The sequence below is a fragment of the Catenulispora yoronensis genome, assembly GCF_039531695.1.
Classification (GTDB): domain Bacteria; phylum Actinomycetota; class Actinomycetes; order Streptomycetales; family Catenulisporaceae; genus Catenulispora; species Catenulispora yoronensis.
This window is the reverse complement of record NZ_BAAAQN010000005.1, coordinates 144,995-164,092: the sequence shown is the minus strand read 5'-3', so window position 1 is coordinate 164,092 and position 19,098 is coordinate 144,995. Positions and strand designations below refer to the sequence as shown.

The following is a 19,098-nucleotide window of genomic DNA, read 5'->3' as shown; positions in this document are numbered from 1 at the left end:
GCAGAGGTCGGGCGGTCGGATCACTGCCCGACCGCCACCGGCGCGGACTCCAGCAGCGTGTCCACCCGGTCGCTGACCGGGCCGTCGCTGTCGAGCACCATCAGCATCGGCAGCAGCGCCACCAGCTTGTACTGCCCCGGGTCGGCGTAGATCGCACGCCAGTCGGCGCCGGCGCAGGCGGTCCAGCGCGAGGTGACGATCTGCTCGATGTGCGGCTGTCCCGGGGCGACCGGCCAGCTACGGGCCTCCAGGCCGTCGCCGTAGTGCTGTCCCGGTTGCGGGGTGAAGTCCTCGGGCCACTGCGAGCCGCCGATCCGATCGACGATCACGCCGTCGTGCAGCACCACCACCTGGATGCCGAGCTGGTGGGCGGAGCCGGAGACCGTCAGGGAGCTGATGGCGGTGATGTCGACGTCGACCTCCGGGGCCGCGCCGGGCTTCGGATGCACGGCGGCCACCACCGCCTTCACACCGGCGGGCGCCGCGGGCTCGTACCGCGCCGTCAGCTTCTGCCCGCACACCACTCCGGGGCGGTCCGGCTGGAGCTGTGTGGCGGCCGAACCGCCGGCGCTCGGGTCTCCCGAGCTCGGCACCGGTCCGTTCGGCGACGCGGCGGTCTTGGTCTTCGTCCCCGGAGCGGCTCCGGACCGTGTCCCGGACCCGCCGAAGGGCTGCGCGACCGCCACGGCCACCGCGACCACCGCCATCACCGCCGTGGTGGCGCCGCCGGCCTGGGCCAGCGCGCGCCGCCGCCGGCGGCCCCGCACGTACTCGGTCATCGTCGCGATGTCCGGGCCGCGGTCCAGCGGCCGGTCCGCGACCTCGCCGACCGCCGCTCGCAGGAAGTCAGGATCGGGTTCTTCCCAGTTGTCGGTCACCGTTCTCACCGCCTTCCTCGGGCGTCCGCAGTTGTTCGGCCAGACGCCGGGCGGCGTCCGACAAATGGCGTTTGACCGTTCCCTCGGCCAGGCCGAGCCGGGTGGCGATCTCCGGCACGGTCAGGTCGTCGTAGTACCGCAGCACGGCGCAGACGCGCTGCTGCGGCGACAGCGTCTCCAGCGACGCGCGCGCGTCCATCCGCTCCGCGCTCGCCTCGGCCGTGCGGCCTTCGTCGTGCGTCGGCATGGCGAACCGGTGTCGCACCTTCAGCCAGCGCTGGTGCCGGCGTCCGGTGTCGATCACCAGGTTCGCCATGATCTTGCACAGATACGCCTCCAGGCCTTGCGGGCCGACCTTGTATCCGCGTCCTGCGAAGAGGCGCGCCAGGGCTTCCTGGAGCAGATCGTCGGCGTCGTGCTCGTTCCCGCACAGCAGCACCGCATAGCGCCGCAGCGCCAGTCCTCGGGCCTGAAGCAGGTCGACCAGCGTGTCCGCCCAGTCAGTCACGGGCCTCTGTCCTCCTCACACCTCCAATAACGAGCCGGGCCCCCGTTTCGTTGGGGCCCCGGCACTACTTGATTTAGTCTAGTAGTAGGTGCAGTCTAGTAGTCGTGATCCCCAGCCATGATCCCCAGCTCCTCAAGGGCGTGCTGTCGATGGTGCTGCTCCACCTGCTGGCCGAGCAGGAGTCGTACGGCTACGAGGTGGCGCAGCGCCTGCAGGCGGCCGGCTTCGCCGACGTCCTGGAAGGCACGGTGTATCCCGCGCTCACGCGGCTGGAGCGGGAGGGACGCCTGGCCACCCGGCTGGTCCCCTCGCCGAGCGGGCCGGCGCGCAAGTACTACCGGCTCACCCCGGCCGGCCGGGACGCCCTGGCCGCCGCGAACAGCGCCTGGACCCGGCACGTCGCCGCCGTCGAGGGCGTGCTCGCCCGTCCGCTCCCCGACACCGGCAGCGACACCAACACCGCCACTGCCACCGCCGCCACCAACACCGCCACCACCCGTGAAAAGAAAGGCCCCTGAGATGACCGAGACGCTGACCGCCTTCGACCGGATCCGCATCGAGCGCCTGGTGTGGTCGCTCGACCAGCGGCTCTACGACCTGCCGCGCCGCTCGCGGATCGCCAAGCGCCGCGAGGTGCGCGCGAACCTGATCGCGGCGTCCGGCGATCACGGCGCCCGCGAGGCGCTGCGCCGGATCGGCTCCAGCCAGGCCCTGGCCCGGGAGTATCTGGGCGCCGAGCTCGGGGACGGTCCCCGGCATTCGTGGATCTCCGCGACGTACTTCGCCGTGCTGACGCCGCTGGTCCTGGACTTCGCGCTCGGGGAGGTGGCCACCGCGTACGGCAAGGGACTGGTCGCCTCGCATTCGGTGACCTCCGGGACGTTCACCTGGAGCGGGGTCAGCTATTTGCAGAGTCCGCTGACGTTCACCGTCAAGCTCGGACATGTCACCAGCCAGGTCGGCGGGGCGTGGACGCCGTGGGTGTACGCGGGGTGGGCCGTCGGCGTCGTCCTCGTGGGCCGGCTGTGGCGGTTGCTGCCCCCGGCGAAGCGCCGGGCGGGGACGATGGCGGGCGCCGCCGCCGTCGAGGGCTGACGCCCGAGCGCCGACAACCTCGCCGATGCAGCACATCGGCGAGGCCGACGCGTTCTCTATGCAGCACACCGAATCGCACCGGGACCCGCCGCTCCGAAGGACACTGATGACGACTGGCACACCGACGTTCGACGACTACGTCGCGTCCCGGGGAGCGGCCTTGCTGCGCCTGGCCTTCATGCTGACCGGCGACCGGCATCTGGCCGAGGACCTCACCCAGGACACCCTGGTCCGGGTCTACGGCCGCTGGTCGCGGATCGCGGGCATGGCGCAGGTCGACGCCTACGTACGCCGGACGTTGGTCAACTCGCACGTGAGCTGGCGGCGCCGGCGCTCCAGCGGGGAGTTGCCGCTGGCCGAACCGGCGGAGGCGACCACGCCGAACGCCGGTGCGGACGTCGCGGCGGACGGCGCCGAGGCGTCGGCCGATCGCGACGAAGCCTGGCGGCTGTTGGCGACGCTGCCGCGCAAACAGCGCGCGGTGCTGGTGCTGCGGTACTACGAGGACCTGTCGGATCAGGAGATCGCCGGGGTCATGGGCTGCTCGCCGGCAACGGTGCGCAGCCAGGCCTCGCGGGGGCTGGCGACGTTGCGCGGGAACCTGCGCGGCGTCGCGGCCCTGGGCGGCGTGGGAAAGGACTGAGGACCATGGACGAACTCGACGACCTGCTCAGAGGCACCTTCGCGGCACGGGACCGGGAGACGGTCGGGGTCGCCGCGACGGGAGCCGTCGGACTGGCCGACGCCGCACGGCGCGGACACACCCGGCGCACGGCGAAGCGGCGGCAGCTGATGGCGGTGGGGACGGTCGGGGTGCTGGCCGCCGGGGGCAGTACGGCGCTGGCGTTCGGCCGCCACGGGCCGAGCAAGCCCGTACCAGCCGTGGCGGTGCAGACGCTGAACCCTGATTCGACGCACCCTTCCAGCGCCGCGGCCGGCGGTGCTCCAGGTTCTCCGAGTCCGGCAGGCGCCACGAGTTCTCCGGGCTCCTTGGGCTCCCTGGGCTCCCTGGGCTCCACCGCGCCGCCGCAAGGCGTCTCGACGGCGAGCCCGCTGCCGGTCACGGGAAGCCGGGCGTGGTCGTCGCACGGGTTGCAGGTCCGCGTGCCGGAGAAGTGGAAAGCCAACCAGGAGCACTGCGGGGAGGCGTCCGAGGACACCGTCCTGATCGGCGGCGGCCCCTCGGAGGCCTGCCTGCTCGCGAACCCGCCGGTGGTGAACGTCGTCAGCTTCGGCAGCGCGAGCAACCTCGACCGGTCGGCCCTGTCCGCGCTTCCGGCGCTGCACCCGGCGACGGTCGGCGGGAAGGCGGCGCAGTCCGCCGCCGGGCGGCTGAAGGACGGGCGGACGGTCGTCGTCATCGTCGTCCCGGATCTGGACATCTCGGTGACGGTGAAGGGCAAGGACGCCAAGCTGGTCGAGCAGATCGCGGCCACCGCGCAGCTCGTGGACGCCGATGCCAACGGCTGCGCGTCGCGGGTCGGCACGGTGCTGCCCGTCGGACCGCCGACCCGTCCCGGAGCCACGACCACGATGGTGCCGGGGACGCCGATCAAGGCGGTCGTGTGCCACTACGGAGACGGCTTCCTGGGCGAGCAGAAGCCGACCGACGGTCCGACACTGCTCACCAACGGCAGCCCCATCGCGGCGAACCAGATCGGCGGACTCACCGCGCTGCTCAACGCGCTGAAGCCGGGGTTGGGGAAGTGGTCGGGGCTGCCCGGGTCGTGTCCGCCGGCCTCGCACGACGGCTACGTGTTCCGGTTCAGCTATGCGTCGGGGCCGCCGGTCGACGTCTATCTGCACACCGACGACTGCGACCAGTTGGGGTTCAGCAACGGGGCCGTGACCGGGCTGATCCCGAAGGCCTTCACCGACCACATGCAGGACTACATGCCCGACATGGCAGTCGTCGTCGACGCTAACGTCGGTCCATGACTGCTCAGCTCGCCGCACTCTGTTTCGACGCCCGGGATCCGGTCCTGCTGGCCGGATTCTGGTCCGGCGTCCTGGGCTGGGAGGCGGCGGATCCGGCCGGCGATCCGCGCGGCGACGTCACGCTCCTGCCGAACGACGACACCGGGTTCCGGATCGTCTTCCTCGCCTCGGAGGCGGAGAAGACCACGCAGAACCAGATCCACTTCGACCTGACCAGCACGTCGGAGGCGGACCAGCAGCGGACAGTGGCCCGGGCGCTGGAGCTCGGCGGCCGGCACGTGGACGTCGGGCAGGGGCCGGACGCGACGCATGTGGTGCTCGGCGATCCCGAAGGCAATGAGTTCTGCGTCATCGCGCCGGGCAACAAGTTCCTCGCCGAATGCGGCTTCCTGGGAGCGCTCGCCTGCGACGGCTCGCAGGACGTCGGCTACTTCTGGAGCCGCGCGCTCGGGTGGCCGCTGGTGTGGGACCAGGACCAGGAGACCGCGATCCGTTCGCCGCACGGCGGTCCGAAGATCACGTGGGGTGGACCGCCGTTCGCCGCGAAGACCGGCAAGAACCGGCTCTGCTTCGAGGTCGCTGTCGCCGCCGATGCTCAGGAGGCCGAGATCGATCGGCTGGTCTCGCTCGGCGCGACCCGGATCACCGGTGCGACCCGAATCACCGGCCGGACCAACTCGGTGGCCATGGCCGATCCGGACGGCAACGAGTTCTTCGTGTCGCCGTCCGGACCGCCCCGCTCGCGCTGACCCCCGCTCGCGCCGCTCACACCAGCACGTCGACCGGTGCCGTCGGCCGCACCGGGGTGTCCCGGAAGCCGTCGCAGATCTGGCCGCGTTCGCGCCGCAGGTTCCACAGGGCGAGCACGAAGATGACCGAGCCCGCGACGTTGGCCAGGAAGTGCCACCAGATGCGATAGGTGGTGGCGCCGGGACCGGGCTGGAGCTGGCCGAACCAGGTCGACAGGCCGACGGCCTGCTTGGCCCCGAGCCAGACCGAGATCGTCAGCGCCAGATGCTCCAGACCGTGGATGCCCTGCATCCACACACCCATCCGGCCCCAGTGCCGGGTGCGCGTACGGCGGGCCCGGCGGGTGATCACCATGACGGCGGCCAGCCCGGCCAGGAAGATGAAGTTGCCGACCAGGTGCAGGATCTCCATGCCCAAGGTGGCGCGCGAGCGGTCGATCTGGCCGAAGCCGCGGGCCATGCCGGTGCCCCACGGCGTCATCCACGCCGGGGCCTCGGGATGGCCGATCCAGTAGACGGCCTGCGCCACGTGTTCGAGCAAATGGCCGATCTGCCCGGCGACGCCGATCAGGATGACCGCGAGGCTGGACTTGTAGACCCACATCCGCCGGCCCTGGCGATCGGCGAACGCGAGCCCGGCGACCGCCAGCCACATGGCCACGGCCCAGGCCAGCAGGCCCAGCGCCCCGAGCGTGTCCCAGAGCGGCACGCTGTGGGCGCCGCTCTGCATGCCTGGCATCCCCGGCATGTTGGGCATGTTCGGCATAATTGGCATCGTTTCCCCCTTCAATAGAGCTTCTGGGGGGAACGTAGGGAGAATCAGCCGCCGGGAGCTTCTTCGAGCGTGCCGCGGCCCGCGGCGGACATCACGCGTCCGAGGCCGGCCGAAGGGCTGGGCGCACGGCCGTCCGGAGCAGCCCCGGATGCGGACCGCCCCGACCCGGACCATGATCGAGACATGGGTTGGGTCATTCTGATCATCGTGCTCGCCTTGATCTTCGGCGTCCTGGGCGTCGTGATCAAGGGTTTGCTGTGGCTGCTGGTCATCGGCATCGTGCTGTTCGTCGTCGGTGCGGCGATCGGCGCGGTCAAGAGCCGCAGCCGACGCTGACGGGAGCGAGAACAGAGCTGTGGCGCCACCGGAGACCGGCGGCGCCACAGCTGGGTGTCAAAACGGCTGGATGTCAGGACCGTCGGACATCAGGACTGTGAGAAGTCCACGTCCGCGGCGTTCACCCATGCCATCCGGTGGTTGAACTGGATCAGGTAGAACTGCGTCGTCCCGACCACCTCGGTGCGGTCCAGCGGCGCCGAGCCGTCGATGTTGCGCGCGTACCAGTACTCACCGTTCACCGCCGGCCCCGAGGTCACGTACCCCTGCCCGGCCGCGATCGAGTACTTCGTCAGCAGCTTCGGCGTGCGCAGGTCGACGTCCGCGATCGGCTGCGGGTAGGCCGAGGCCTCCGGCGCGGCGGTCGCGTACACCGGGATCGACGCCAGCCCGGCCTTGGGCTTGACCACGCCCGCCGTGGACGGCAGCGCGGCGAAGTTCGTCCAGGGGCTGGCGAACCAGGCCTCGCGGCCGCCGTACCAGATGGCCGTCCACACGCCGTCCCGCGTGATCCTGCGGTCCGCGACGACGAACTTCTGCCCGGTCACCGCCTTGTCGCCCCAGTCGTCGGCGGAGTCGGTGCCGGCCGAGCCGTCGGCGTGCAGGTACGGCTCCGACAGCAGCGGCGCGGCCGGGTCGGGCGCGGTGCGCAGCCAGACGAAGTTCGAGGCCTGCGAAGGCTGCTCGCCGCACTGGCCCGGCGTGGTGCCCGGTGTCGGATCGTTGGCCTCGGTGCAGCCGGACACCACTTGCAGGTTGCCGCGGAAGTTCGGCTTGACGACCACCACCGAGCCCAGCGGATTGAACGAGGGATCGACCAGGCGCGCCGCGTCGGTGCTGTGCGAACCGGCCGGGAACGACGGCAGGATCGGGGCGCCGAGCAGGTCCATGAAGTGCGACCAGTCCCAGTACGGTCCCGGGTCCCAGTGCTGGAGCGTCTGGTTGGCGTCCTTGGACCCGGGCACCTCGTCGTGGCCGAAGATGTGCTGGCGGTCCAGCGGGATGCCGTACTTCTTGGCCAGGTAGCGGACCAGTTCCGCGGTGGTCTCGTACTGGGCCTCGGTGTACCAGGCGGCGCCGTGGATCGCCCAGCCCTCGTGCTCGATCGAGATCGCGTGCTGATACACCGACCAGTTGCCGGAGTCCCAGGCGATGTCCTGCGTCGGGACCGTCTGGGTGACGTGGCCGTCGGCGGATCGGATCACGTAGTGCGCCGAGGCGTAGGCCGCGGGGTTCTGGAACCAGTTCACCGAGCCGGCGAAGCCGCCCTCGGTGTCGTGGATGGTGATGTAGCGGATCTGCGAGTGGTTCGGCCGGTCGGCGGGGTCGTAGTTGCCGTAGCTGGACAGGTCCGCCGGGTTGTTCAGGGCGAGCGCGGCCGGGACGTAGTCACAGTTCAGATCGGTCGGGCACTCCGGGAGCGCCGTGCCGTCGGCGGCCTTCGCGGCGGCGGCGCGGGCCGCCGGGGCGGGGCCGGTCAGGTGCAGAGCGTCCAGCGACGCCGGATCGGTCCGGACGGCCGGGTCGGCGGCGACGGCCAGCCCGGCGACGCTGATTCCGGCGCGCACCCCGTTGAAGACCCGGTCGGCGAACTGCTTGGCGGTCGCAGTGTCGGCGGCGCCGCTGTACCGGCCGACGGCCGCGTACCACGCTCCGGCGTCGGCGGAGGTCCGGCCGCCGTTGAGCGCCTTGGCGTAGGAGGCGAGCAGCGCGGCGCCGGCGCGGATGTTCAGCGTGTCGTCGCGCTTGACGTCGGCGACATCGGCGCCGATCAGCCGGGCCGCGGCGCGGGCGGTGTTGAGACGGGGGTCGGCCTCGACGGCCGCGGCCTTGGCGCTGTCGGGGTCCAGGCCGTCGAGGGTCGCGGCCGAGATCTCGGTGAGCTGCATGATGCCGTAGCCGCCGGAGGTGGACGGCGCGCCGCCGTGGTCGTTCCAGGCGGATTCCTGGTAGGCCAGGGCCTCCAGGACGTTCAGGGGGACGCCCGATTCGCGGGCCGCGGCGGCGAAGGCGCCGGGCAAACCACCGCCGCTTCCGCCGCGCTGCGCGGTCGCCGCCGCACCCGCAGTCGGCGCGGCGGCGACCACGGCGGTCGCGGCCAGCGTGAGCGCGCATCCGGCGGCCCACATGGTCGTGGCCCTGCGCAGTGGCGCACGGTGGCTGGTTTGAGTACTCAGCATGGTTCTCCCGGGGTGGTGGCGCCATAAGGGTTCTTCCCTTAGGACGCTCGCGGGGATCGCAATGTGTGTATTCAGTAAATCACAGTTCTGTCACAGTCCTGTGGATTCGAGGGAGGATTGTCGAGGGTTGCCGAGGACTGCCAAGGGTTGTCGGCACGTGACGCTACTTGTCCGGGAGTTGACTTCCCCTCTACTTTCAGGTGAACGGAGAGTCAACACGAGGAGTCGTCATTCCATGGTCGACAGCATGCCCGACAGCGCGTCCGACAGCGCGTCCGACAGCGCGTCCGACAGTGTGTCCGTCAGCGCGTCCGACAGCACTGTGAAGCACTCGTCCCGGAAGCTCGCGGTGCTCGGCGCCGTCGTCGCGGCCGCCCTGGTGGCCGGCGGCGGACTGGCGCTGGCCGACTCGGCCCCGCGCACCGACAAGCAGATCACGAACATGACCACCGAGGTCGCGAACATCAAGGCCTACTACGGCGACACCGTGGACGCCGCGGGCAAGCACTGGCCGTCGGCGCAGAGCAACTACGCGATCCAGGTGACGGGCATCGAGGCCAAGGCCGAGAAGTACCTGGCCGACAAGGCCAAGCACGACGGCGGAGGGAAGAAGGCGATCGTCCTGGACGTGGACGACACCTCGCTGTCGACGTACAACTACGAGTTGGAGACCACGTTCGTCTACAACCCGGTGAGCAACGCGCAGTACATCGCGACCAAGACGATGCCGGCGGTGTTCGGCATGAACGCCCTGGCCGCGAAGGCCACCTCGGAGGGCTACACGGTCTTCTACATCACCGGCCGCCCGGAGTCGCAGCGCTCGTACACCGAGGCCAACCTCGGCGCGGTGGGCTTCCCGGCGGCCGGGGCCGAGAACCTGTTCATGAAGAACAAGGACAACCCGCCGGCGTATCTGCCGTGCGGGGCGACCTGCACCACGACGCAGTACAAGAGCGGGACCCGGGCCCACATCGAAAGCCTCGGCTACCGCATCGTGGCGAACTTCGGCGACCAGGAGAGCGACCTGGCCGGCGGGTACTCGGCGAAGACGTTCAAGATCCCGAACCCGATGTACTTCATCCCTTAGGACCGACCAGGTTGACGCATTGACCTGTTCATGATCCCCCGCTAGACAAGGGCTCTGGCATTTTCGGGCGCGTGTTTTCCCGAGGGGGATCAACAGTGTCAAAGAGCAGTCGGGCCCTGCGCAAGAACGGCGCCTGGGGCGTCGCGGCCGGGCTCGGAGTCGTCAGCGGCTTGGCATCGGCGCTGGTCGCGGCGCCGGCGCAGGCCTCGGCCGCGGTTCCCGGGGCGGCGAACGGGTCGCTGTACTACGAGCGGGACGGGTACTCGGCGACGGCCGAGTACCACGCGGTCTCCGAGACCGGCACCGGCGACCAGGCCGTCGCGCTGCCGCTGAAGCCGGCCCAGGGCATGTCGTGGTCGGCGGACGGCAAGCGGGTGGCGATCGCCGACGACGACGGCGTGCTGGGGATCTACAACGCGGACGGCAGCACCGTGACGGTGCTGACGCCGACCGCGGGCTCGCACATCCGCTTCACCCATCCCAAGTACCTGCCGGACGGCACGGTCGCCTTCGTGCACGAGGACACCGCCACGCTGCCCTCGCACCTGACGCTGTGGCGGCTGCATCCGGACGGCACCTCCGGGCCGGTGGCCGTGCCGGGGGCGGCCGGGGCCGTGGTCTCGCACTTCGACGTGGACCAGAACGGCACGTACTACTTCCGGGACGAGTCGGCCGGGTCGCCGTTCCGGGTCGTCAGCTGGCATCCCGGGGACGCCGCGGTCACGCCGATCGTGGACGGCACCGCGGCGGCGCCGGTCGCGGCCGGGATCGCGGTCTCCCCGGACGGATCGAGGCTGGCGGTACAGTTCAGCGATCCGACGCATCCGTCGGTCAACTCGCTCAAGCTGATCGACCTGCCCGCGCACACCGTCCACGCCCTCGACACCACCGTGTCCTTCGAGGAGATGGCGTTCTCGCCGGACGGCAAGAAGCTCGCCTACAGCAAGCTGGACTCGGCCACGGCCGGGTCGCTCTCGGACCACGCGGTGGTGCGCGATCTGGCGAGCGGGACGATCACCGCGCTGGCGGCGGCCCCGGCCCCGGTGAACCACTTCACGGCGGCGCTGGCGTGGCGTCCGCAGACCCGCGTGCAGGTGGACCGGGTGGCCGGCGCCGAGCGGGTCGGAACCTCGATCGCCACCTCGCAGCTGGCGTTCAACGACCACGGCAAGGGCGGCCGGCAGGCCGGGGCCGCGGTGCTGTCCCGGTCCGACCTGTTCGCCGACGCCCTGGCCGGCGGCGCGCTGGCCGCGCACAAGAACGGTCCGCTGCTGCTGACCGGGACCGCGGGCCTGGACCCGGCGGTGAAGGCCGAACTGCAGCGGGTGCTGGCCCCGGGCTCGACGGTCTACCTGCTCGGCGGCACCAGCGCGCTGTCCGACCGGGTGTTCTCGGACGTCGCAGGCCTCGGATTCGTGCCGAAGCGGATCAGCGGCGGCGACCGGTACCAGACCGCGGCGGCGATCGCCCAGAACAGCGCGCCGACGCCGCACGTGTTCCTGGTCGGCACCGGCGTGAACTTCCCCGACGCGCTCGCCGCCGGGGCTGCGGCCGGTGCCAATCCGGACGCGGTGGTGCTGCTCAGCTCGGACCGCACGCTGCCGGCCGCGACCCGCGACTACCTGGCCGCGCACTACCACGCCGGCGACATCCTGCTCGGGGTCGGGGTGCAGGGCAGCGACGCGCTGAAGACCGCGTATCCGACGCTGCCCATCGCCAACCAGCTGCGCGGCGTCGACCGGTTCGACACGGCGGCGAAGCTCGCGAACTTCTTCTACAGCGGGCCGTACCCGGCGCGGACGGTCGGCCTGGCCGTCGGCGGCAACTGGCCGGACGCGCTGGGCGGCGGGGCGCTGCTCGGGGCGCACCCGGGGCCGCTGCTGCTGACGGACGCGTCGGGGATCCCGGCGTCGGAGCGGGCGTATCTGAGCACGAACTCGGCGGCGGTGAAGGAGATCGTGGTGTTCGGCGGGACGCGGGTCGTGTCGGACGCCGCGCAGGCTTCGGTGGCGAACGGCGTGGCCGGGGCCGGGGGGTGGGACGGGTATGTGAACCGGTCGCAGCCTTCGCTGCCGTAGTGGTCTCGATGTAGCCGGGGTTGGAGGCCGCGCTGTCGGGCGGCCGCTGGGCCGGGAGTCTCTTTGCGACTCCCGGCCCTTTGCTGTGCCGTCGCGTCCCCGGGGCGGAAATCAGTCTTCGGACATATGCGTGAAGACCTTGGTCAGCAACGTCTTCAGCTGATCGCGCTCGTCCGTGCTGAGCGGTGCGAGCACCTCGTCCTGGACCGCGGCGGCCTCCGCGTCCAGCTCGGCCAGCAGGGCCCGGCCGGCGTCGGTGAGCGTGGCGGTCACGCGGCGCCGGTCGGCCGGGTCCCGGACCCGGTCGACGCGGCCGTCCCCGGCCAACTCGTCGAGGATCTTCGCGATGTCGCTGGGGTCGACCGCCAGGCGGACGGCCAGCTCGCGCTGGGCGTGCGGGCCGAAGTCGGACAGCGCGGCCAGGACCGCGTGGTGCCACAGGCGCAGGCGGCGCTCGGCGAACCGCCCAGCCAGCAGGGACCGCGCGGTCTTGCCGGTGCGGGACAGCAGATAGGTGGTGAGCGCGGTGAGCGAGGGTGGGAGCGCCTGCGGGTCGTCCATGGTATGACTATAGGCGATAACCCATGATGGGTTTACACCCACGATTTTTGGAGGGCTCATGGACGCGCTGCATCCTCGGCTGCTGGTGGATCGCTTCCCGGAGATGTTCGAGTTCTACCAGGCTGTGCTGCCGGAGCTGGTCGGGGCGAAGCTGGTCAAGGGGACGGCCGACGGTTACTACGCGAACTGGGATGTCGACGAGCAGGCGGTCCTGGTGCTGTTCGCGCGCGCCGGGATTGCGGGGGTTCTGGGGGACGGCGGCGGAGCGCCTGGTGAAGGTGGGCCGGCGCGGGACGGCGTCATGTTCGTCTGCCGGGTCGACAACGTGGACGCCGGGGCCGAGCTGTGCGTGCGGCACGGGGCGACGCTGGTCGCGCCGGCCACCGACCGGCCGGACTGGGGGCCGACGCTGCGGACCGCGCATCTGCGGGACCCGGAGGGGCATTTGATCGAGCTCCAGTCGTACGAGGGCTGAGGCGGGAGGCGGCCGGACCTGCGGCGGGAAGCGGCCGGACCTGCGGCGGGGGCCCACAGGCGCCCGTGGGGGTGTGACGCCCGCCGCACCCGGGTCGAGAGGTGTTCCGGGCGGTGTTACCGTCCACCCATGTCCACCCCTGACCCCTCCGCGCCCGGTTCCGGACCCGGCCGCGCCCCGAGCCGGGGCGAGGCGCGCTCGGGGATGCGGGACGCGCTGGTCGCGGCGGCGGTGGCGCTGTTCGGGGAGCGCGGCTTCGACGCCACGACGATCGACGACATCGTGGCGCGGGCCGGCGTGGGGCGCCGGTCGTTCTTCCGGTACTTCCCCTCCAAGGAGTCGGTGGTGTTCCCCGACCACGAGGGGACGCTGCGGCGGATGTCGGAGTTCCTGGCCGACGAGTCCGGTTTCGGCCAGGACCCGGTGGCCCGGGTCTGCGACGCGGCCCGGATGGTGGTGGCGATGTACGCCGCCGACCCGGCCTTCTCACTGGCCCGCTACCGCCTCACCCGCGAAGTCCCGGCCCTGCGGACCCACGAGCTGGCGGTGGTGCGGCGCTACGAGAGCGCACTGGCGGCCTTCCTGCGGGCCCGGTACGCGGGGCGCGCCGACGGCGGCCTGCGCGCGGACGTGGTGTCGGCGGCGGTGGTCGCGGCGCACAACCACGCGCTGCGCAGCTGGCTGCGTTCGGGCGGCCGGGGCGACCCGGCCGAGGAGGTGGAGCACGCGTTGGAGTGGGTGCTGGCCACGTACTCGGACGAGGTGGCGGCGGCGCCGCGCGGGGGCGAGGCCGAGGAGGACGTCATGGTGGTGGTGGCGCGGCGGGGGACGCCGATGTGGCGGGTCGTGCAGCGGGTTCAGGACGCCCTGGACTGAGGGTTCCGGTTCTCGGGCGGGTTCCGGTTCTCGGGCGGGTTCGGGTACCCGGGCGGGTTCCGGTTCTCGGGCGGGTTCGGATACTCCGACCGGCTGACGATCGCCGCCGGCTCATAGGCGAACAGCCCCCACACCGCCGCGACGGTCGGATGCGCCGGATCGGCCTGGTACGCCAGCCAACACGCCCACCGCCCGCGCAGCGTGAACCAGCACTGCACATGCCCCGGATACCACCGCCCGCCGATCCTGACCCAGATCGCGTTCTCCCGCGGCTCCACCCGCTTGGCGTCCTTCGGCGGCCGCTGCAACCGCCGCGCGTCCCGCCACGGCCCGCTCAATTCGGGTAGACGCGCAGCCGCCCGGCCCCGTCCTCCTCCACCCGCAGCCGCACCCGCCCCAACGCGTGCCGCAGCCGCGCCGCCACGTCCGGGCCGGCCAACCCCTCCACAACGACCACCGCCAACCGCTGATCGATGTGAACGGCGGCGGGAAACGCGTCGAGCCGATCGACTTCGGACGCCACCGCTCGGGCAAGGGGGATGAGGGGTTCCACGCCTCCGGATCTTACTCGAACAAACGTTCGCATCAAGCGGGCGGGACGGAACAGGCGGGTGATGGCGGTTTCGGGTCGCGTGGCTGGTAGGCGGTACTTTGATCCGGTAGTTGACACCGAGATCGCAGCCAATCGCAGTCAGAGGTCACGAAGGGACATCGCCCTTCGCAAGCGCGGGAACCTCGTGGTCCGGAAACAGGCCGCTGGCGCGCATGGCCTCGGCGATACCCGGGTTCAGCAGCAACACGAGGCCGTCATTGCCGCCTGCGTACAGGGTGTGAGCCCGCACCGGGGATGCTGCGGCATCTTCGAGCAACTGGTTGACGACCGCCAACGGGCGAGTGGTCGCCATAGTCCACGTGTCACTACCGTCCTGGCACTCCACTCCCCGCCAGACCACGCACCGAAGGCCGTTGATCGACACCACGTAGTCGCCGACGTCCGGGGCCGAGAACTCCACCGGTTCGACTTGCAGCGACACCCCGTGGCGCACCAAGGCCGGCGCAAGGCTCGCCAGGAACCGCTCAACACCGCCTTCGGAGAGATTCTCCCCGTCCGCGCAGAACTCGACCTGCTCGTAGAGGAGGTCGAAATCCAGCGGATAGCAGCCGGTCGCGACGTCGGCGAAGGCGGCTCTCCGCTGCTCAACCGGCAGGTGATCCCACAAGCCGAACCGATCTAGCGCCTCAGCCAGCATCCGATGACGCTCATCGCCGCGCCAGGCGCCGTCGTCGTCTCTGGACCGAAACTGCCTCGACTCAAAACCGGTCACTGGTGGACCTGGATCTCGACACGGTGACGGATGTACTCGTCAGGATGAGACCGGGCAATCGCCACCGCGGTGTCGACCAGAGCTCGAACCTCGGGCGGGTAGGACTCCGGGTCGAGGCGAAGCCCGGGCAGGATGCACCGGCGGACGTCCAGATTCTCGTTGCCCACGAACTCCCGCAGCGAGGCCTCACGCCAGGCTGTCACGACGTCGAGTGCCTCGTCCGCCCCGTCGTCCATCTCCTCGGCAAGAGTGCCGGCCCGCAATTTCTGGTGCCGCAGTGGAAGCCCCGTCCAGTACCACGCCCGCGCCGAACCTGCCCGCTCCCGGTCTGTGCCGGTTCGCAGAAAGGTCAGCAGCTCCACGCGGACGCGGCGACGTCCGAAGGCGTTGATCGCCGGCTCGACGAACCAACGGTTGAAGCTCGGGTCCGGCTCGTAGACAGCAGCGCCGATCAACGGCTCGAAGAAGTCCTCTGACAGCCCGCCCGACCGCCTGATGAAGGCCTCGCGCAACGCGTGCCCCGCGACATGACTCCACTTACCGGTTTCCGACTCGGGAGGAACCTCGATCCCGAGCAGCCGGATCAACTCCCTCAGATTCCGCCGGAGGACTCCCTTGCCGCCCTGCGGCCGCTCCGGCAGCGGGAGGAGCTCCCGCACCTCCTCAACCGTGCCGTCCTCAGCCATTGCCGCTCCCTCCTGGGTCACGTCTCATGGGTCTGTCCGCGCTCGTCGTGTTCAGCGGCTGCGAACGAAGTCCGATCGCGGGTCGTGGGGAATCCGCGGGTCCCCGTCGACGAGCAGGTCGGCGCGCTGGGCCGCCTGGTCCTGTTCGAAATGCCGATCTTCATCGGCCATCCATCCCTGCCACAGGCCCAGGGCTTCCTGTCCGTCGCGCTCAAGACCGCGTTGCAGCCGTACCTGCGGATCGACCTGAATCCACACCGCGTATGTCAGTCGTTGCGCAACTGCTCGGCGAGCGCTGGAGACGCCTTCAAGGATCACCACGCCGACGGCCGGGACCTCGTGCCAATCGGCGAGGGCGCGACGGTCCCAGTCGTAGCGTTGGAACCGGCCTGTGTGCCCGGCCTCCAGCGGTTGCAGGACCTGCTGTTCCAGACGCGGCCACCAGTTCAGCGGGTTGTCCCAGGAGGCGAAGTCATCGGTATGCACTACGGATGCCTGCCCCAGACCATCGGCCAGGCGGGCGGCGAAGGTGCTCTTGCCCGCACCGCCGGGACCGTCGATCGCGATCAGCCGCACCGGCCCGCACCGCGCGGGGCGCGCCAGAATCCGGGCTGCGAGTTCGGTGAAAGTCTCAATATCCGAAGACATGGCTCGCACCATACCGGCCGCGCCGCTCCCGTCGCTGCGCCGATCGACGACGTGCTGAGACGCCCCCTCACCCAGCAGCCGAAGTGGGCGAACTGGACGAGGTGGCCGAAGTCGCCGAACTGGAATCGGTAGCAGCACCCACATCGTGCTCTGCGTCGCTCACCGCTATCACCCCGCCTGCGGCGTTGTAGGACACCGCGCGGGACGGTGGTCGGTCCAGGTGCAGGAAGGACGCGGCAAAGTGGATGCCGCCGATCACTACCGGGGTGACCTGTTCGTGGGTGCCGTCCGGGTATTCCAGGACGATGTGGTCCACGGCGGTGGAGACCTCGTTGGCGGCCCAGGCGGAGCTGTGGTTCAGCTGGAGTTCGTCGAGGGCTGCGCGGATGTCGAGGCCGTTGTGGGGGGCTGGTTTCGATGGGCCGAGTGAGAGTGAGCCTTCGTCCAGGTAGACGCCGAAGGGGCCGACGTAGGCGGTCACCTTGTCCGCCAGGTAGGACTTGTCGTGGCCGGTTCGGGTCGCGATGACGCCGGAGGCTGTCGGCACGTCGGGGACGGCCCCGTCCGGGTACCAGGCTCCCCAGGAGAGGGCGTGGCCGGGCACGTTCAGCGCGATGGCGGTCTGGTCTCCGGACGGCTGGTGGGCGACCACTCGGGCGACCGGGTAGGCGCGGGGAAGCCGCAGGATCGCGAGGCCCTGTCCGGCGTAGGCCGCCGGCAGGAGGCGGAGGACGGTCCCGTCGTCGAGGTGGACGTCGACGGCGGTCACCGTCGATTCCATCCCGATCAGATAGGTGTCGAGGTCCGAGCCGTAGGAGGCCTCCTCGATACCGGCCGGCTTGGGGACGTACTGGCCCGGGTTCGGGTTCAAGCACGGGAAGTCGACGGTGCCGCAGATCAGCGACAGCCCTGGGGCCATCACCACGCCTGAGGACGAGGTCATCGGCTGCGCCGTCCAGCGGACTCCGTCGACCGAGCCGGACCAGACCGGCAGGCCGTTCGTCGCCGATTGCGGCTCGTCGACCGTCACCGTGTGGTGGGCCGTCACCGGATGGTTGGTCCAGGGCGGCGGGACGTCGGCGGGCTGGGAGCGCAGCGCGAAGGGCAGGGCCACGCCTGCCGCCGCCACCGCGGAGAGCACGCCTGCCCGCACTGCGCGGCGGCGCCTCTTCATCGCCGTGCCCCAGCCCATGACCGGGCCGATCGGCGCCGAGCCGACGTCGAAGGCCCCGAGGTCGGCGGTCAGGCGCTCAGTCAGGTCGGCCAGGCCGATCACACCCGCCGGATCGGCCTCGGCGGTCCAGTTCTCGTTCGTCACGCCAGGCTCCCGTCCCGCAGTTGCGCGCTCGTCCGCAGTTTCGCCAGCGCCCGCGAGGCCTGGCTTTTCACATTGCCCACGGAGCAGCCGAGGATGGTCGCCGTCTGGGCCTCGGTGAAGCCGTCCCAGTAGCGCAGGATGACGACTGCGCGCTGCTTGGGCGGCAGTTCCATCAGTGCCGCGACCAGCGCCGAGCGTTCGTCGAGCGAGCCGGTGCCGTCCGCGACCGCCAGGTCCGGCACGACGGCGGTGAACCGCTCCGGGACGCGGGGACTGCGGAAGCGGCGATGGTTGAGGTTGATCAGGATCTTGCGGACGTAGGCGTCCGGGTCCTCGGCCGCGCGCACCCGGCCCCACGCGGAGTAGGCCTTGGCCAGCGCGGTCTGGGCGAGGTCCTCGGCATGGCCGCGATCACCGGTCAGTCCGTACGCGAACCGGACCAGCGTGGGCCAGCGGCCGAGCATGAAGTCGCGAAACTCGGTGTCGCGGTCCGGCGGCACCGGCAGCTCCGGCGACACCGGCTGCACCGGCGACACCGCCGACTCCGGCGACACCCCGCCGACGGGATCGATCTGGCTCAACGCCGCCTCCCCCCTGCTCCCCATATCCCTGGAGAGGCCACGCGGTCCACGGAAGGTTGCACGTCTGATATGCAGGGTGCTCAGGGATTTTCGAGCATCGGACCGTCCGGGGGAAAGCGTGGAGCAGCCAGAATTCGGCGTGATGCTGACCCGGGCCGGCGGTCGGAGGTCGGACCTGCTCCAGGCGGTTCGAGCGGTGACCGACCTCAGTGCGTGGCAGAGCAGCCAGCTTCTCGAATCGCTGCCGACCGTCCTGCTGGAACCGACCCGCTTCGACATCGCCATCGAGGCCGCAGGTCGCATCCAGGCGGCCGGCGGCGAGGCCGTTCTGTCGTGCAGCGGGTGCGCGCGGCAGATCGCGCCCGATGCCATTCCCGTCAGCCCCGAGCCATGTGCGAACTGGTCAACGCCGCCACGCTGTCCCGCGGGCCGTTGGCCGGCTGCGTGAGGGAACGGCCGCGCTGGTCGATACTGCCAGAGTGAAACGCAGCGCGGGCATTCTGATGTATCGGATCAAGGACGGCGAACCGCTGGTGCTGCTGGTGCACCCGGGCGGCCCGCTGTTCACGAAGCGGGATCTGGGCTGGTGGTCGATCCCCAAGGGCGAGTTCCTCGCCGACGAGGACCCGGTCGCGGCGGCGGTGCGGGAGCTGCGCGAGGAGACCGGCGCGGAGGTCGACGCCGCGCAGCTGGTGGAGCTCGGCTCGGTGCGCCAAAAGAGCGGGAAGGTCGTGTCGGCGTGGGCCGTGGAGGCCGACTTCGACGTGACGGTGCTGGTCAGCAACATGTTCGAGCTCGAATGGCCGCCGCGGTCCGGGGTGGTGCGGGAGTTCCCCGAGGTCGACCGGGCCGAGTGGTTCGGGCCGGAGGCGGCGCGCGAGAAGATCAACAGCGCGCAGGCGGCGTTCATCGACCGGCTGGAAGCGCTGCTCGGAACAGGTGGACAGTCCCGGCCGACCAGCCCCCCGCCCGCCGGTCCCGCCGACTAATCCCACCAGTCCCGC

General features: G+C 70.9%; 24 protein-coding genes. 12 read left to right on the top strand and 12 right to left on the bottom strand.

What is annotated here, in order from left to right; translation table 11 throughout:
* Window positions 1–20 precede the first annotated feature (20 nt).
* Together ABD481_RS06130 and ABD481_RS06125 are read right to left on the bottom strand one after the other, a co-directional pair.
* Window positions 21–878, bottom strand: a complete 858-nt coding sequence (locus ABD481_RS06130) for a hypothetical protein (protein ID WP_344664533.1) — start codon at window positions 876–878, stop codon at window positions 21–23.
* Entirely contained in the window at window positions 847–1,386 is a 540-nt protein-coding gene (locus ABD481_RS06125; RefSeq protein WP_344664532.1) for an RNA polymerase sigma factor, read from the bottom strand. Before ABD481_RS06125 ends, ABD481_RS06130 begins: the two co-directional genes overlap by 32 nt.
* 104 nt (window positions 1,387–1,490) lie before the next feature.
* Between ABD481_RS06125 and ABD481_RS06120 the strand changes: the two genes are divergently transcribed.
* From ABD481_RS06120 to ABD481_RS06100, 5 genes are all read left to right on the top strand, one after another.
* Window positions 1,491–1,904, top strand: coding sequence for a PadR family transcriptional regulator (locus ABD481_RS06120; RefSeq protein WP_344664531.1), 414 nt, complete (start codon window positions 1,491–1,493; stop codon window positions 1,902–1,904).
* Window position 1,905: 1 nt separating this feature from the next.
* Window positions 1,906–2,481 (top strand): hypothetical protein, encoded by a 576-nt coding sequence (locus ABD481_RS06115; protein ID WP_344664530.1) that lies wholly within the window; start codon window positions 1,906–1,908, stop codon window positions 2,479–2,481.
* Between the two features lie 106 nt (window positions 2,482–2,587).
* On the top strand, window positions 2,588–3,124 hold the full coding sequence (locus tag ABD481_RS06110) for a SigE family RNA polymerase sigma factor (protein ID WP_344664529.1): 537 nt from the start codon (window positions 2,588–2,590) through the stop codon (window positions 3,122–3,124).
* Window positions 3,125–3,129: 5 nt separating this feature from the next.
* The gene (locus ABD481_RS06105) at window positions 3,130–4,419 is read left to right on the top strand and encodes a hypothetical protein (protein ID WP_344664528.1); all 1,290 of its coding nucleotides are present in this window, start codon (window positions 3,130–3,132) and stop codon (window positions 4,417–4,419) included.
* Window positions 4,416–5,168 (top strand): VOC family protein, encoded by a 753-nt coding sequence (locus ABD481_RS06100; protein WP_344664527.1) that lies wholly within the window; start codon window positions 4,416–4,418, stop codon window positions 5,166–5,168. The genes ABD481_RS06105 and ABD481_RS06100 overlap by 4 nt, the downstream gene beginning before the upstream one ends.
* A 16-nt stretch (window positions 5,169–5,184) precedes the next feature.
* On the opposite strand, the gene ABD481_RS06095 is transcribed toward ABD481_RS06100, so the two are convergent.
* Window positions 5,185–5,925, bottom strand: coding sequence for a DUF6008 family protein (locus ABD481_RS06095; protein ID WP_344664621.1), 741 nt, complete (start codon window positions 5,923–5,925; stop codon window positions 5,185–5,187).
* A 201-nt stretch (window positions 5,926–6,126) separates the two neighbouring features.
* Here ABD481_RS06095 and ABD481_RS06090 point away from each other — a divergent pair, with 201 nt between their 5' ends.
* Window positions 6,127–6,279, top strand: coding sequence for a hypothetical protein (locus ABD481_RS06090; protein ID WP_344664526.1), 153 nt, complete (start codon window positions 6,127–6,129; stop codon window positions 6,277–6,279).
* Between the two features lie 89 nt (window positions 6,280–6,368).
* Here the strand turns inward: ABD481_RS06090 and ABD481_RS06085 are convergent, their stop codons facing one another.
* On the bottom strand, window positions 6,369–8,459 hold the full coding sequence (locus ABD481_RS06085; RefSeq protein ID WP_344664525.1) for an N-acetylmuramoyl-L-alanine amidase: 2,091 nt from the start codon (window positions 8,457–8,459) through the stop codon (window positions 6,369–6,371).
* 235 nt (window positions 8,460–8,694) lie between these two features.
* Between ABD481_RS06085 and ABD481_RS06080 the strand changes: the two genes are divergently transcribed.
* A complete protein-coding gene (locus tag ABD481_RS06080) occupies window positions 8,695–9,546 on the top strand; it encodes an HAD family acid phosphatase (protein ID WP_344664524.1) in 852 nt (283 codons plus the stop codon).
* Window positions 9,547–9,641: 95 nt separating this feature from the next.
* Window positions 9,642–11,624, top strand: coding sequence for a cell wall-binding repeat-containing protein (locus ABD481_RS06075; protein ID WP_344664523.1), 1,983 nt, complete (start codon window positions 9,642–9,644; stop codon window positions 11,622–11,624).
* 111 nt (window positions 11,625–11,735) lie between these two features.
* Here the strand turns inward: ABD481_RS06075 and ABD481_RS06070 are convergent, their stop codons facing one another.
* Window positions 11,736–12,185: a MarR family winged helix-turn-helix transcriptional regulator gene (locus ABD481_RS06070; RefSeq protein ID WP_344664522.1), complete on the bottom strand. Its 450-nt coding sequence runs from the start codon at window positions 12,183–12,185 to the stop codon at window positions 11,736–11,738.
* Between the two features lie 58 nt (window positions 12,186–12,243).
* Here ABD481_RS06070 and ABD481_RS06065 point away from each other — a divergent pair, with 58 nt between their 5' ends.
* Together ABD481_RS06065 and ABD481_RS06060 are read left to right on the top strand one after the other, a co-directional pair.
* Window positions 12,244–12,660, top strand: a complete 417-nt coding sequence (locus ABD481_RS06065; protein WP_344664521.1) for a VOC family protein — start codon at window positions 12,244–12,246, stop codon at window positions 12,658–12,660.
* Between the two features lie 129 nt (window positions 12,661–12,789).
* A complete protein-coding gene (locus ABD481_RS06060; RefSeq protein ID WP_425559117.1) occupies window positions 12,790–13,536 on the top strand; it encodes a TetR family transcriptional regulator in 747 nt (248 codons plus the stop codon).
* Here ABD481_RS06060 and ABD481_RS06055 read toward each other — a convergent pair.
* From ABD481_RS06055 to ABD481_RS06025, 7 genes are all read right to left on the bottom strand, one after another.
* Window positions 13,518–13,874 (bottom strand): hypothetical protein, encoded by a 357-nt coding sequence (locus ABD481_RS06055; RefSeq protein WP_344664520.1) that lies wholly within the window; start codon window positions 13,872–13,874, stop codon window positions 13,518–13,520. The two genes, ABD481_RS06060 and ABD481_RS06055, sit on opposite strands and share 19 nt — an antisense overlap.
* Window positions 13,871–14,089 (bottom strand): hypothetical protein, encoded by a 219-nt coding sequence (locus tag ABD481_RS06050; protein ID WP_344664519.1) that lies wholly within the window; start codon window positions 14,087–14,089, stop codon window positions 13,871–13,873. Before ABD481_RS06050 ends, ABD481_RS06055 begins: the two co-directional genes overlap by 4 nt.
* A gap of 145 nt (window positions 14,090–14,234) precedes the next feature.
* Window positions 14,235–14,786, bottom strand: coding sequence for a hypothetical protein (locus ABD481_RS06045; protein ID WP_344664518.1), 552 nt, complete (start codon window positions 14,784–14,786; stop codon window positions 14,235–14,237).
* Window positions 14,787–14,857: 71 nt separating this feature from the next.
* On the bottom strand, window positions 14,858–15,448 hold the full coding sequence (locus tag ABD481_RS06040) for a hypothetical protein (protein ID WP_344664517.1): 591 nt from the start codon (window positions 15,446–15,448) through the stop codon (window positions 14,858–14,860).
* A gap of 150 nt (window positions 15,449–15,598) precedes the next feature.
* The gene (locus ABD481_RS06035; protein ID WP_344664516.1) at window positions 15,599–16,207 is read right to left on the bottom strand and encodes a uridine kinase family protein; all 609 of its coding nucleotides are present in this window, start codon (window positions 16,205–16,207) and stop codon (window positions 15,599–15,601) included.
* 55 nt (window positions 16,208–16,262) lie between these two features.
* Entirely contained in the window at window positions 16,263–17,513 is a 1,251-nt protein-coding gene (locus tag ABD481_RS06030) for a hypothetical protein (protein ID WP_344664515.1), read from the bottom strand.
* A complete protein-coding gene (locus ABD481_RS06025) occupies window positions 17,510–18,094 on the bottom strand; it encodes a SigE family RNA polymerase sigma factor (RefSeq protein ID WP_344664514.1) in 585 nt (194 codons plus the stop codon). Before ABD481_RS06025 ends, ABD481_RS06030 begins: the two co-directional genes overlap by 4 nt.
* 118 nt (window positions 18,095–18,212) lie before the next feature.
* On the opposite strand from ABD481_RS06025, the gene ABD481_RS06020 reads away from it, so the two are divergent.
* Entirely contained in the window at window positions 18,213–18,542 is a 330-nt protein-coding gene (locus ABD481_RS06020) for a ribosomal protein L7/L12 (RefSeq protein ID WP_344664513.1), read from the top strand.
* Between the two features lie 31 nt (window positions 18,543–18,573).
* Complete coding sequence (locus tag ABD481_RS06015) at window positions 18,574–19,083, top strand: NUDIX hydrolase (RefSeq protein ID WP_344664512.1); 510 nt, start codon at window positions 18,574–18,576, stop codon at window positions 19,081–19,083.
* The last annotated feature ends 15 nt before the right edge of the window (window positions 19,084–19,098 follow it).

What these genes read in the sequence shown, in the direction of transcription:
- ABD481_RS06115 (WP_344664530.1), top strand. Translation starts at nt 1,906, where the DNA reads ATGACCGAGACGCTGACCGCCTTCGACCGGATCCGCATCGAGCGCCTG.
- ABD481_RS06110 (WP_344664529.1), top strand. Translation starts at nt 2,588, where the DNA reads ATGACGACTGGCACACCGACGTTCGACGACTACGTCGCGTCCCGGGGA.
- ABD481_RS06105 (WP_344664528.1), top strand. Translation starts at nt 3,130, where the DNA reads ATGGACGAACTCGACGACCTGCTCAGAGGCACCTTCGCGGCACGGGAC.
- ABD481_RS06100 (WP_344664527.1), top strand. Translation starts at nt 4,416, where the DNA reads ATGACTGCTCAGCTCGCCGCACTCTGTTTCGACGCCCGGGATCCGGTC.
- ABD481_RS06095 (WP_344664621.1), bottom strand. Translation starts at nt 5,925, where the DNA reads ATGCCCAACATGCCGGGGATGCCAGGCATGCAGAGCGGCGCCCACAGC.
- ABD481_RS06090 (WP_344664526.1), top strand. Translation starts at nt 6,127, where the DNA reads ATGGGTTGGGTCATTCTGATCATCGTGCTCGCCTTGATCTTCGGCGTC.
- ABD481_RS06085 (WP_344664525.1), bottom strand. Translation starts at nt 8,459, where the DNA reads ATGCTGAGTACTCAAACCAGCCACCGTGCGCCACTGCGCAGGGCCACG.
- ABD481_RS06080 (WP_344664524.1), top strand. Translation starts at nt 8,695, where the DNA reads ATGGTCGACAGCATGCCCGACAGCGCGTCCGACAGCGCGTCCGACAGC.
- ABD481_RS06070 (WP_344664522.1), bottom strand. Translation starts at nt 12,185, where the DNA reads ATGGACGACCCGCAGGCGCTCCCACCCTCGCTCACCGCGCTCACCACC.
- ABD481_RS06065 (WP_344664521.1), top strand. Translation starts at nt 12,244, where the DNA reads ATGGACGCGCTGCATCCTCGGCTGCTGGTGGATCGCTTCCCGGAGATG.
- ABD481_RS06060 (WP_425559117.1), top strand. Translation starts at nt 12,790, where the DNA reads ATGTCCACCCCTGACCCCTCCGCGCCCGGTTCCGGACCCGGCCGCGCC.
- ABD481_RS06045 (WP_344664518.1), bottom strand. Translation starts at nt 14,786, where the DNA reads ATGCTGGCTGAGGCGCTAGATCGGTTCGGCTTGTGGGATCACCTGCCG.
- ABD481_RS06035 (WP_344664516.1), bottom strand. Translation starts at nt 16,207, where the DNA reads ATGGTGCGAGCCATGTCTTCGGATATTGAGACTTTCACCGAACTCGCA.